This is a genomic window from Shewanella sp. M16 (assembly GCF_018224605.1).
In the GTDB taxonomy this organism is placed as follows: Bacteria; Pseudomonadota; Gammaproteobacteria; order Enterobacterales; family Shewanellaceae; genus Shewanella; species Shewanella oncorhynchi.
In genome coordinates this window covers 103775-117173 of sequence record NZ_JAGTUL010000012.1, presented here as the reverse complement: position 1 = coordinate 117173, position 13399 = coordinate 103775, and the positions used below count along the sequence as shown (strand labels likewise).

Below are 13399 nucleotides of genomic sequence, written 5' to 3'. Positions count from 1 at the left end.
GAGTGCCAATTTGCAAGTTTAATTGACTGATAAACGGAAGAAAAATGATGACTCAAGCCAATGCCTATTTCTACGATGGTGCCGACGTCGCCCTACTTAATGGTCAATACACTGATGTTTTTTCGCTCTTGGGTATGCACAGTGCCAACGAGGGTAAGGCATTAATTGTTCGTTGTTTTTTACGCAATGCCCTCAGTGTGGATGTGATCAGTATTAAAGATGGCCGCAAAGTGGCGAGTCTGGACAAGGTCAACGAGCAGGGACTGTTCGCTGGCACTCTGGGACGACGCGTCAAGCCGTTTCTCTACTTGCTACGGGTGGAATATCCCCTGTGTCAGTTAGATATAGTCGACCCTTATCAGTTTGATTCACTGCTCAATAGTGACGATATTTACCTGTTTGGTGAAGGCAGCGCCGAGCGTGCCTATGAATTTTTGGGGGCCAACTGGCGTCAAACCCAAGGCGTCGAAGGTGTGCATTTTTGTGTGTGGGCACCCAATGCTAAGCGGGTTTCAGTGGTGGGAGATTTTAACCATTGGGACGATACTCGCCATGTGATGCGCCAACATATTGCCAATGGTTTATGGGAGCTATTTTTACCCAATGTGGCTGAAGGCGCACACTATAAGTTTGATTTGGTTTATCAAAATGGTGAGCGCCATACTAAATCCGATCCTATGGCAACCCAAATGGAATGCGCGCCCCACAATGCTTCTATCGTGCCCCAAAAAGCTCACCATAGCTGGAATGATACCGCTTGGATGAGTAAGCGAGCGGCGACTGCTTGGCATAAAGCGCCCATGTCGGCCTACGAAGTGCACTTAGGTTCGTGGCGTCGTAAGGGAGAGCAAGGCGAGCAATATCTTGATTATCAAGACTTGATTGAACAGCTTATTCCCTATGTGAAGGAGCAAGGCTTTACCCACATCGAACTGATGCCGATCAGCGAGTTTCCCTTTGATGGTTCGTGGGGATATCAGCCAGTGGGTCTCTATGCGCCGACCCACAGATTTGGCGATGCCAATGGGTTAAAGGCCTTTGTGAATGCCTGCCATCAGGCGGGGATTGGTATTATCCTCGATTGGGTGTCGGCGCATTTCCCTAAGGATCCCCACGGCTTAGTGCGTTTCGATGGCACATGTCTGTATGAGCATGAAGATCCTCGCAAGGGCACACATCCCGATTGGGATACCCTGATTTATAACTATGATCGCGGTGAAGTGCGCAGCTTCTTGTTGAGTAATGCTTGTTACTGGCTGCGGGAATTTCACTTTGATGGTCTGCGTCTCGATGCCGTGTCTTCTATGTTGTATCTCGATTACAGCCGCGAGCCGGGCCAATGGCTGCCTAATGCCTATGGTGGACGGGAGAATCTCGAGGCCATCAGTTTCTTACAAATTTTGAATCAACGCTTGTACCAAGCTTTCCCCGGCATTTGCATGATTGCCGAAGAGTCCACCGCTTTTGCGGGGGTGACTAAGCCGACGGATCAGCAAGGTCTCGGCTTTGGTTTTAAGTGGAATATGGGCTGGATGAACGACAGCTTAAGCTACTTAGGCCGTGACCCGCTTTACCGCCAGTTCCACCATCATCAATTGACCTTCAGTTTAATGTACGCCTATACCGAGCAATTTATGTTGTCCGTGAGTCACGATGAAGTGGTCCATGGCAAGGGCTCGTTGCTGCATAAAATACCCGGTGATGATTGGCAGAAATTTGCAACTCTGCGTGCCTATTACGGTTTTATGTGGGGGCACCCAGGTAAGAAATTACTCTTTATGGGCTGCGAGTTTGGTCAGCGAAATGAGTGGAACCATAACCAGAGTTTAGATTGGCACTTATTGGCTTACGAGCCGCACCAAGGCGTCCAGCGTTGGCTTAAAGATCTCAATCACTTATATCAAAAAATACCTGCCTTATCGGTTCAGGATTACGAGGGAGCAGGATTTAGTTGGCTAGATTGTGAGAATAGCCGCGACAGCATCTTTACCTTTGTGCGTTACGGGTTAGCGGGTGATACGCCGTTAGTGTTTGTCATCAACATGACGCCCCAATTGCACACTGGGTTCCGTATTGGTTTGCCCTTGGCAGGAGATTACCGCGAATATCTTAATAGCGATAGCCAGATTTATGGTGGCAGTAATCAAGGTAATGCGGGCACTGTGGTTGCTGAGTCGCTGCCGTGGCAAGGAATGGCGCAGAGCGCGCTGATCACTGTGCCACCCTTGAGCTGCCTAGTCATAGGGCCTGCGTTAACCGGATTGGCTGAGGCGAACTAGCATGCAAAAGCCCACGGCTGATGATATTAAGCTCAACCCTGACGCTAAAAACCACCCATTTCAAAGCGAAAAATGGGCGTTAGGGATAGGTGAGCCTTTTCCGCTCGGTGCTAATGTTGAGGGCGATGGCGTTAACTTTGCGTTATTTTCAGCTAACGCCACAGCGGTCGAGTTATGTTTATTTGATGACAATGGCGAGCAAGAAGTCGCGCGTATTGCGTTAACTGAACAAACCCAGCAAATCTGGCATGTGTTTGTGCAAGGGCTTAAGGCGGGGCAACTCTACGGTTATCGCGTTTATGGCTCCTATGAGCCTCTGCTTGGTCACAGATTTAACCCCAATAAATTATTGCTCGACCCCTATGCGCGCCAGCTCGTCGGTGAATATCGTGACCATGAGTCTAACTATGGTTACGAGCTGAACCACATGGATGAAGACTTATCTTTCAGCAAGTTAGATAACGCTGCCTATGTGCCAAAATGCAAGGTCGTGGACATTCATCCATTAATCGAGATAGCTGCCAAGCAGTCGATTCAGCCCCTTGCGTCGAGGTTTCAGCCTAAACCTCTAGAGCGCAGTATCATTTATGAGATGCACGTTAAAGGCTTTACGGCGGTGCATCCTGAGATTGAACCCCATAAACGTGCCACCTTTGCGGGCTTAGCGACTCAGCCTGCTATCGATTATTTGGCCGAACTTGGGGTGACGTGTGTCGAGTTACTTCCTGTACAGGCCTTTTTCACTGAGCCATTTTTGCTCGAGAAAAAGCTCACTAACTATTGGGGTTACAACAGTATCGGCTTTTTTGCCCCTGAGCCGAGTTATCTGTCATCCGACGATATTGGTGAGTTTCGGGCCATGGTGGATGCACTTCACGGCGCAGGTATCGAAGTGATCCTCGATGTGGTCTATAACCACAGCGCCGAGGGGAGTCGACTTGGGCCGACCTTTAGTTTTCGTGGCATAGATAATCTCAGTTATTACCGTCTGCATCCGAATGATAAGCGTTTTTATATTAATGATACGGGTTGCGGAAACACCTTAAATATCAACCATCCACGCATGTTACAGCTAGTGCTAGATTCGCTGCGTTATTGGGTAGAAATCATGGGCGTCGATGGGTTTCGCTTCGACTTGGCGGCTTGCTTAGGTCGCGAGGCCTATGGTTTTGATCCCGGCTCAGGTTTCTTCGATGCGCTGTTGCAAGACCCTGTTTTGTGCCGAGTGAAATTGATTGCTGAGCCTTGGGATATCGGCCCCGGTGGTTATCAATTGGGCAATTTCCCCGTGGCTTTTAGCGAATGGAACGACAGATATAGAGACACTATGCGCCGCTTTTGGCGCGGCGATCACAGCATGTTGCCCGAATTTGCTCGGCGGTTTCATGGCTCGGGGGATTTTTTTGAACACAGTGGCCGTCCACCTGCTACCAGCCTTAATTTTTTAACCAGTCACGACGGTTTTACCCTTAAAGACTTAGTGAGTTATACCCAGCGCCATAACTTGGCAAATGGGGAGGATAACCGCGACGGTCACCAAGAAAACTTCAGCCATCATTATGGGATTGAAGGGGAAACCGAAGATAGCGCAATTCTGGAGCTTCGCAGTCGTCAACAACGTAACTTATTGACTACGCTATTTTTATCTCAAGGTGTGCCTATGTTGTTGAGCGGTGATGAGACGGGCCGCACTCAGCAAGGCAACAATAATGCCTATTGCCAAGACAATGAACTGAACTGGTTTGATTGGTCGGCAAAGGGCATGGACACTGAGTTGTTGGCCTTTACTCAACAGCTTATTGCTCTGCGGAAACGTTTCCCGCTGTTATGTGCTAAGCGCTTCATTCACGAACAGTTATTGGCTGAATCCTTAGCCGATATTGGTACTCGATTAGATTGGTTTAGTCGCCAAGGTGAACAAATGACCAAGAGCTTGTGGACCGAATCTATGTGCCGCAGTTTGTCTGTGGTGCTTTCCGGTGATTTAGAAGATCAAGGCAAGCAGCAAGCTTTGCTGTTGATGGTTAATGCCGACGACAATCCTCTCGCTTTTACCCTGCCGACTTTCGAGCACTTGAGTCCGTGGCAATGCCTTATTCATACCCAAACTGAGCCGCTGGATGTTCAGATCTCTGCGACGCGATACTTACTGCAAGATCGTAGTCTCATGCTTTTTCATGCTGATTTTATAGGAAATGAAGGAATTAACTATGAGTGACAAAAGCGAACTGAGCCCCAATACCAGCGAAAAACCAGTAACACTAGCTCAGTCAAAAGCCGCGAGCAAGAAGGCGCCCGCTAAGCGTCAGACTAAGTCTAAAGCCGCTGAGCCCTGTGAACCCTGCGATGCTTTGCCCGCTTCCTTTGAGCGCCATTTACGTTATGGACTCAGCCGTGGCGAAGGCGTGAGCTGCGAATTATTTCAAGCGTTAGCATACAGCGTGAAAGAACAGATGCTAGATAATTGGCGTCAGACTCGAGTGGATGACAGCCATTTTAAGCGCAAGCAAGTGGCGTATTTATCCCTCGAATTTTTGATGGGCCGGGCGCTAGGTAATGCACTACTGAGTTTAGATTTGCAACAAGATAGCCGTGATGCCTTGAGCAACTATGCGGTATCGTTAGAAGAGTTAGAAGAGGCCGAACATGATGCCGGTTTAGGCAACGGCGGCCTAGGTCGATTAGCCGCGTGTTTTCTCGATAGCTGCGCTAGCATGGACTTATCTGTGACAGGCTATGGCATACGTTACGAATATGGCATGTTCGCCCAGAAGATAGTCGACGGTTATCAAGTTGAACGCCCTGATCGTTGGTTGCGCGAAGGTAATCCGTGGGAAGTGCGTGTCCCTACCCACAACGTAATTGTGCCATTTTTTGGTCATACCGAATCCTATGTCGATAAACAAGGCCGTAGGCACATTATTTGGGTTGAAACCCAAGATGTGCTCGCCGTCGCCTATGACATGCCAGTTCCTGGTTATCGCAATGGGCGGGTAAATACCCTGAGATTGTGGAAGGCTGAAGCGACCGATGATTTTGATTTAGCTGAGTTTAACCAAGGCGACTACACGGAAGCCGTGGCCCGTAAAAACTTGGCCGAGCAGATCACTATGGTGCTCTATCCTAATGATGCGAGCGAGAACGGCAAAGAGCTGCGATTACGTCAGCAATACTTTTTATCCTCCGCTAGCTTGCAGGATTTACTCAAACGTTGGGTGAGTCGTCATGGTCATGATTTTACGCAGTTTGCCGCTAAAAATGTCATGCAGTTGAATGACACTCACCCTAGCATTGCCGTGCCTGAGTTGATGCGGTTATTGATCGACGAATACGGTTTGGAATGGGACAGTGCGTGGGCGATTACCAGTCAGACCATGGCTTACACTAACCATACCCTGTTGCCTGAAGCACTAGAGCGTTGGCCCGTGCGTATGATGGCGCAAATGCTGCCACGCATCTTAGAAATCATTTATGAAATCAACGCCCGTTACTTAGATATAGTCGCCCACCATTGGCCTGGAAATAGTGAGAAATTGGCGAGTATGTCAATTATTCAAGATGGCCCCCATCCCCATGTGCGCATGGCGTATCTGGCGATTGTGGCGAGTTTCTCGGTCAACGGTGTCGCGGGTTTACACACGCAACTACTCAAATCTGGGTTGTTTAAGGATTTCTATGAGTTGTGGCCGCATAAGTTTAATAACCGCACTAATGGTGTGACGCCAAGACGTTGGCTTGCCCATTGTAACCCTGCCTTAGCTAAGTTACTGACCGCCCATTTAGGTCAAGAATGGGTGACAGACTTAAGCCAGTTAACGGCGCTCAATGCTCTCACACAGGACAATGCGTTTATCCAAAAATGGCGTGATGTGAAGCAAGCCAACAAGGCGTTGCTGGCTAAGATGATTGTCAAGGAATGTGGGGTTGAGTTCGATCCGGCTATGCTGTTTGACGTGCAAGTGAAGCGTATTCACGAATATAAACGTCAGTTACTCAATATCTTGCATGTGATTCATCTCTATCATCAGATCCAGCAAGGCCACACCGAAAACATGGTGCCACGTTGTGTATTGATCGGCGGTAAAGCGGCGCCCGGTTACTTTATGGCTAAGTTGATCATCAAGCTCGCCAGCAATGTTGCTCATATGGTCAATTCCGATCCTATGGTGACGCCTTACCTACGCTTTGCTTTCTTACCAAACTACAACGTCAGCGCCATGGAAAAAATCTGTCCGGGGACTGACTTATCCGAGCAAATTTCAACCGCGGGCAAAGAGGCATCGGGCACGGGCAATATGAAGTTCATGATGAATGGCGCCCTAACCATTGGCACTATGGATGGCGCCAATATCGAGATGTTAGAGGAAGTAGGTTCAGAGAACTTCTTCCTGTTTGGACTCAATGCGGAGCAGGTCTCGCAGGTACGTAGTCACTATCATCCGCGCAGTATTATTGATGATTCACCGGCGTTATCTGAGGTGATGAAGTTACTCAAAAGTGGTCATTTCAATCTGCTGGAGCCGGGGATTTTTGATCCCATTATTGCCGCCATCGAAAGTAGCGACGATCAATGGATGACGGCCGCCGACTTTGACAGTTATCGAGTCGTGCAAGAAGCCGTGGCGCGGGCCTATAAAGATCCGCAGGTTTGGACGCAGATGAGTATTCGCAATACCGCCGCCAGCGGACGTTTTTCGAGTGATGTGACGATCGCAGGTTATCGCGATGAAATTTGGAAACTGTAAGGGTTGGGCTCTGGGTTATAAGTCTTGTTATAGCGGATGAGTATAAGTGTTTGAAAGGAATGCAGCAATCAATGGAAGGAATGGGGAATGCAAGTGAGAAATACTCAGGGGAGTACGGCAGTGTCTGCCGTATCGATAAGCCATTTATGGGCAATCAGTTTGCCGATTTCGGAGTAAGAGCCTATGTCTAATGTTCGTTATATCAGTAATTTAACTCGTGAAACCTATGCGTTGATTTTAGCTGGTGGGCGCGGGTCTCGCTTGCATGAACTCACGGATTGGCGTGCTAAACCTGCACTGTATTTCGGTGGTAAGTTTCGTATTATCGATTTCCCGCTCTCAAATTGTATCAATTCGGGTATTCGTCGTGTCGGGGTTGTGACTCAGTACAAGTCGCATTCTTTGATCCGCCATGTGATGCGCGGTTGGGGCCATTTTAAGAAGGAGCTCGGCGAGTCGGTGGAGATTTTACCCGCTTCACAACGCTATTCGGAAAACTGGTACCAAGGCACGGCCGATGCGGTATTTCAAAATATCGATATCATTCGCCACGAGCTGCCTAAATACGTGATGGTGTTGTCTGGCGATCACGTGTATCGCATGGATTATGCTGGGTTATTAGCCGCCCATGCCGAGTCGGGTGCAGATATGACAGTCTCTTGCCTTGAAGTGCCGATTGCCGAAGCTGCGGGTTCGTTTGGGGTGATGGAAGTCGATGAAGAGATGCGCATTTTAGGCTTTGAAGAAAAGCCGCTGCAACCTAAGCATTCTCCGGGTAATCCTGAAATGTGTTTAGCATCTATGGGCAACTATGTGTTTAACACAGAGTTTTTGTTTGACCAGCTCAAGAAAGATGCCTTAAACGAAAGCTCAGATCGCGATTTTGGTAAGGATATTATTCCTGCGATCATCGAAAAACATAATGTGTTCGCCTATCCCTTTAAGAGCGCTTTCCCGAACGAGCAAGCCTATTGGCGCGATGTGGGTACGCTAGACTCTTTCTGGCAAGCGAATATGGAACTGTTATCGCCCACGCCAGCACTGAATTTGTACGATGCGAAATGGCCAATTTGGACTTTCCAAGAACAATTACCTCCCGCTAAATTTGTGTTTGATGACGATGACAGACGCGGTATGGCGCTGGACTCGATTGTTTCGGGCGGTTGTATTATTTCGGGGGCGACCGTGCGCCGTAGCGTATTGTTTAACGAAGTGCGCGTTTGTTCTTATTCGTTGGTTGAAGATTCAGTAGTGCTACCCGATGTAGTCGTGCTGCGCCATTGCAAAATCAAGAATGCGATACTTGACCGTGGCTGCATTATTCCCGAAGGCATGGTAATAGGTTATAACCATGATCACGACAGAGCTAAAGGCTTTAGGGTGTCCGAAAAAGGTGTGACTTTAGTGACCCGTGACATGCTAGGTTTGCCTGTAGGCTATGAATAGTGCTTTGATCATTAAAGTAAATTGATCATTAAAGTAAAAATGGCTTAGGTATAGGCAGCTTAATAAAAGCTGCACAGTTGAGTAGCGGGAGTATCCAATTAATTGAAACAACGCATTTTGATGGTCGCGGCTGAAAACGGTGCCCTTGCGGGCGCCAAGGTTGGCGGTATGGCGGATGTCATCCGTGATTTACCCGCCGCTCTGGCGGGTGTTGATTTGTGCGCCGATGTGATCATGCCAAGCTATGGCTTTTTGACTGCGGTAGCGAATCAACCCCAAGATCTGGGTGAGTTAACTGTGGCTTTTGGCGGCCGATTGGAGCGGGTGCATGTGTTTGCCATGCCCCATCCCCATGTGCCAGAGGCGATGATTTATCTGCTCGAACATGCATTATGGCAATCCGTACCTGGGCAGATTTATAGCCAAGGCAGTGCCGAGCGTCCTTTTGCCGACGATGCAACTAAGTTTGCTTTCCTTTGCGCGAGCGTCGCGACAGCATTAGTTACTGGTAGAGTGCCTATGCCGACAGTGCTGCATTTACATGACTGGCATGCGGGCTGCTTAGCCATGTTAAGAGCATTCGTGCCTGAGTTCAGTGCTCTCAAAGAAATTGAGTGTGTGTTCTCTATCCACAATCTTGCGTTGCAGGGGATACGTCCCTTAAGCCAAGATTCATCCTCCTTTGCGGCTTGGTTTCCAGAGCTGTTTGCCACTTTGACGGAGGGGCAAAAACAGTTAATTACCGATCCCCGTTATCCCTACTGTGTTAACCCTATGCGCATGGGCATAGTGCTGAGCGACAAAGTGCATTTAGTCTCACCCAGTTATGCCAAGGAAGTGTTGCAGCCCTCCAAACCCGAAGCGGGATTTTTTGGTGGTGAAGGGTTAGAGCAAGACTTACAGGCCAAGGCCAATGACGGCAAAGTGGTGGGGATTTTAAATGGCTGTGTGTACTCAGCCGCAACCGATGTAAACCCTAAGCCAAAGGCGCGTATTCAAGTGGCGCAGTTCAAGCAACTGCTGAGTGCGGTTGAAACTGCGTTAGTGCAATGGCAGGGGCATCAAACGCAAGTGAGCGGCGTGGACATGATTGCTTTTGCCCGCATTCAAGCCCATTGGCGTCAAGCAATGGCGGAGCAAGTACCGAGTTTGTTATTGACTTCGGTGGGCCGCTTGACCGATCAAAAAGTCTTACTGCTGCGCCATCAATTACCCTCGGGTTTATCTGTGCTTGAAACCTTACTTAAAGCATTGAAGCAAACAAAACCGACGGCGCTGCTGATTTTACTCGGCAGTGGCGATGCATCGATTGCTAAGTCTTTCCAAACGTTAGGGGCTAAATACGATAACCTATTATTTTTGCAAGGATACAACGAGGCGTTATCCGAAGCGCTGTATCAGCATGGCGATCTATTTTTGATGCCAAGCTCCTTTGAGCCCTGTGGCATCAGTCAAATGCTCGCGATGCGCGCGGGACAGCCATGTTTAGTGCATAGTGTAGGCGGTTTAAAGGATACCGTTGAGGATGGCGTTAATGGTTTTGCTTTTAGCGGCAATAGCTTAAATGAGCAAGCCGAAGTGTTTTTGCAAAGGTTGATGCAAGCCATTGCTTGTTTCGATGGGAAAACATGGTCACAAGTGCGTGCTGCGGCCATGGCGCAGCGTTTTGACTGGCATTCTATTGCAGAGCAATATCGTCAACAACTCTATTGCAAAATGTGATGTGGCAAGTCCAAAGTGTGATGCGGCAAAGGGAATTAACGCATGATTTCTAAGTGATTCTGCTACACTTGTGGGGGAATGTTAAAATGGTATCAAGCCCCCTCATTTTTGGAGTCGCTCTCTGAGTTATGGATAAAGGTATTCTCTTTCCGTTAGTACAAAATGCGGCTTTATTGCTGGCGTTGGTATTTTTGTACGACGTGATCCCTAAAAAACACCAGCGGCAGTATTTCTTGCTGTGGCGCATCATTATTGGGATGCTCATTGGTGGTATTGGTATCACTATTATGAGTACGCCTTGGGTATATTTGCCTGGCGTTTTCTTTGATACCCGTTCGGTTATTCTCTGTATTTCTGGTCTATTTTTCGGTGGTTTACCTACCTTAGTTGCTGTCGTGATGACGGCGCTGTATCGCATCAGTATCGGTGGCGCTGGTATATGGATTGGCGTCGGCGTGATAGTGTCATCCGGGTTAATCGGGGTGATCTGGCGTCAATATCGTAAGTCTCTGTTAGCCAATATTTCAGGTGGAGAAATTTTTCTCTTTGCCTATACAGTTCATATCGTGATGTTGTTGTGGTTCTTATTTTTACCCGATGGCATAGCAATGCCATTGCTCGCCAAAGTGACCCTCCCAGTATTGACCATTTTCCCGATAGCGACTTGGCTATTGAGCCGCTTGTTATCGCGACGTTTTGAGTTAGAACGTGATGAACAAATTCGTCTGCAGGATGATTTCCTTTTTCGGAGCCAATTCAACGCGGGCAATATTGGTATTGCAATAACGGGAATAGATCAAAAGTGGATAAAGGTGAATCCACGGTTATGTCAAATGCTCAAATATTCAGAAGCTGAATTGCTACGGATGACGTGGGCACAAATTACTCATCCCGATGATTTAGAAGCGGATGCCCTGAAATTTGAGCTTATGCTGCGGGGGGATATCGATAATTACGAGATGGATAAACGTTTTATCGTTAAAGACGGTAGCGTGGTTTACACCCATATGACTGTCGCCTGTAAGCGTGGTGGTAATAATGCCGTGTTGCTTGTTATTGCTGGATATTTAGATATCACCTCACAGGCCATTGCTGACCAAGAGGTGCTCGCTAGCCGTGAACAACTCGAACTGGTGTTAAGCAGTAGCGATCTTGGGGTGTGGGATTGGGATATTCGCAATGACCGCATTGAACGTAACGCCCGCAGCGCCGATATTCTTGGCTGCGATGTTGATATGCTCAACGCCAATAGTCGCCAATGGATGGATGCGATAGTCGCCGAAGACAGGCCTAAAGTGCTGCATTCGATTGAGGCCCATATTCGTGGCGAAACGGCGCAACATAAGATGGAGTACCGCTTAAATACCGTAAACCGTAAGGTGCGTTGGATCCTTGATACAGGTAAAGTCGTGAGCAGAGATACAAACAACAATGCTCTGCGTATGTGCGGAACCTATACCGATATTACCGACGCAAAACTTATCGAAGAATCCTTAAAGTTGTCGGCACTGGTTTACGATAACAGCTCTGAAGCCATGAGTGTCCTCGATGAAAAGGGCGTGATTATTACCGTCAACGCCGCCTTTAGTGTGATGACGGGTTATCGCGAATTTGAAGTGCGGGACCAACATATTCGGCTGCTTTATTGTGACCTCAATGGCCGCGATTTTTACACCAAAATGAATAATGAAATCCGCGAGAAAGGCCAATGGCAGGGGGAAATGTGGCAGCGGCGCAAAAATGGCGAGGAATATGTCATCTGGTTAACCATCAATACGATTAATGATAAAGAAGGCCATCCCTATCGACGTGTTGCCCTGTTCTCAGACATTACCGACAAGAAGCAAAATGAGCATCTAATCTGGAAACAGGCTAACTACGATACGCTGACGGGGTTGCCTAATCGGCGCATGTTGTTGGAGTATTTAAGCAGTGAAGTGAAAAATGCCGACCGCAATCGCAACCACTTTGCCTTATTGTTCTTGGACTTAGATTTCTTTAAAGAAGTGAATGACACCTTAGGCCATGCCATGGGCGATTTACTGTTGATAGAAACCGCGAGTCGATTGAAATCCTGTGTGCGTGATGCCGACGTCGTGGCGCGTCTTGGCGGCGATGAATTTACTGTGGTGTTAAGTTCGATGGAAGACCATAAGGGGATTGAGCGCGTCGCCGAGAATATTTTGCGACGAATTGCCGAACCCTATGTGTTAGGGGAAGAAACCGCTTATATCAGTGTCAGTATTGGGATTACTTTATATCCCGATGATTCGACCAGTATTGAAGGGCTTCTCAAGCATGCGGATCAGGCTATGTATGCGGCGAAAGATCAAGGGCGTAATCGCTTCAACTATTTCACCCCATCGATGCAGGAATACGCCAAATACCGCATGCGCTTGATCCAAGACTTACGTCAAGCGGTCGTGAATAAAGAATTTGAACTGCATTATCAGCCGATTGTTGCCTTAGCAACGGGTGAAGTGACCAAGGCTGAAGCCTTGATCCGCTGGCATCATGCAGAGCGTGGTGCTGTGTCGCCTGCAGAGTTTATTCCTGTTGCGGAAGACACCGGCTTGATTGTTGAAATCGGCAATTGGGTGTTCGAGCAAGCCGCTCGCCAGAGTGCGGCGTGGCGTCATGAGTTAGGGGTTGAAATCCAAATCAGCGTCAATAAATCCCCAATCCAATTTCGTGATGAAGGCACGCTGCTCAATGATTGGTTGAAGTTATTGCAAGATCTTAATATTACAGGCGCGGGCGTGTGCGTTGAAATTACCGAAGGCTTGTTATTGGATGCCAGTATGGGTGTAACCGAAAAACTACTGGCCTACCGCGATGCGGGTGTGCAAGTGTCGCTGGACGATTTTGGTACTGGCTATTCGTCACTTGCCTATTTGAAAAAGTTTGACATTGATTATCTTAAAATTGATCAATCTTTTACCCGCCATATCGATACCGATTCAAACGATCAAATTCTCTGCGAGGCGATTATCGTGATGGCCCACAAGTTGGGAATGAAGGTGATTGCCGAAGGTGTCGAAACCGATGCGCAGCGGCTAGTCTTGTTGGCTGCAGGCTGTGACTACGGCCAAGGTTACTTGTTCTCAAGACCTGTGCCTGCGGGTGAATTTAGCCAAAAATACTTACAGGATCCGCTTTTAGTCTCCCATGTCTGAGGAGATATTAACTTAGTGGCGATAATTGCCT

At 48.1% G+C, this 13399-nt stretch carries 7 protein-coding genes; all 7 read left to right on the top strand.

Going from position 1 to position 13399, the window contains the following annotated elements; translation table 11 throughout:
• Nucleotides 1–44: 44 nt before the first annotated feature.
• The 7 genes from glgB (at nt 45) to KFE26_RS10355 (ending at nt 13368) form a co-directional block, all read left to right on the top strand.
• Entirely contained in the window at nt 45–2279 is a 2235-nt protein-coding gene (gene glgB / locus KFE26_RS10380; RefSeq protein WP_212600352.1) for a 1,4-alpha-glucan branching protein GlgB, read from the top strand.
• 1 nt (nt 2280) lies between these two features.
• Nucleotides 2281–4497 carry a glycogen debranching protein GlgX gene (glgX, locus tag KFE26_RS10375; RefSeq protein ID WP_212600351.1) on the top strand — a complete coding sequence of 739 codons (2217 nt, stop codon included), beginning with the start codon at nt 2281–2283 and terminating at the stop codon, nt 4495–4497.
• Complete coding sequence (locus KFE26_RS10370; RefSeq protein ID WP_212600350.1) at nt 4490–7024, top strand: glycogen/starch/alpha-glucan phosphorylase; 2535 nt, start codon at nt 4490–4492, stop codon at nt 7022–7024. Before glgX ends, KFE26_RS10370 begins: the two co-directional genes overlap by 8 nt.
• A gap of 59 nt (nt 7025–7083) precedes the next feature.
• On the top strand, nt 7084–7215 hold the full coding sequence (locus tag KFE26_RS24190) for a hypothetical protein (protein WP_263145093.1): 132 nt from the start codon (nt 7084–7086) through the stop codon (nt 7213–7215).
• Nucleotides 7208–8470 carry a glucose-1-phosphate adenylyltransferase gene (gene glgC, locus KFE26_RS10365; RefSeq protein ID WP_006085131.1) on the top strand — a complete coding sequence of 421 codons (1263 nt, stop codon included), beginning with the start codon at nt 7208–7210 and terminating at the stop codon, nt 8468–8470. The genes KFE26_RS24190 and glgC overlap by 8 nt, the downstream gene beginning before the upstream one ends.
• A 102-nt stretch (nt 8471–8572) precedes the next feature.
• Nucleotides 8573–10192, top strand: coding sequence for a glycogen synthase (locus tag KFE26_RS10360; protein ID WP_212600349.1), 1620 nt, complete (start codon nt 8573–8575; stop codon nt 10190–10192).
• A gap of 128 nt (nt 10193–10320) precedes the next feature.
• Nucleotides 10321–13368 carry an EAL domain-containing protein gene (locus tag KFE26_RS10355; protein ID WP_212600348.1) on the top strand — a complete coding sequence of 1016 codons (3048 nt, stop codon included), beginning with the start codon at nt 10321–10323 and terminating at the stop codon, nt 13366–13368.
• Nucleotides 13369–13399 lie beyond the last annotated feature (31 nt).

Bases quoted from the DNA above. Each gene is read 5' to 3' on its own strand.
- KFE26_RS10355 (WP_212600348.1), top strand. From the start codon at position 10,321: ATGGATAAAGGTATTCTCTTTCCGTTAGTACAAAATGCGGCTTTATTG.
- glgB (WP_212600352.1), top strand. From the start codon at position 45: ATGATGACTCAAGCCAATGCCTATTTCTACGATGGTGCCGACGTCGCC.
- glgX (WP_212600351.1), top strand. From the start codon at position 2,281: ATGCAAAAGCCCACGGCTGATGATATTAAGCTCAACCCTGACGCTAAA.
- KFE26_RS10370 (WP_212600350.1), top strand. From the start codon at position 4,490: ATGAGTGACAAAAGCGAACTGAGCCCCAATACCAGCGAAAAACCAGTA.
- KFE26_RS24190 (WP_263145093.1), top strand. From the start codon at position 7,084: ATGCAGCAATCAATGGAAGGAATGGGGAATGCAAGTGAGAAATACTCA.
- glgC (WP_006085131.1), top strand. From the start codon at position 7,208: ATGTCTAATGTTCGTTATATCAGTAATTTAACTCGTGAAACCTATGCG.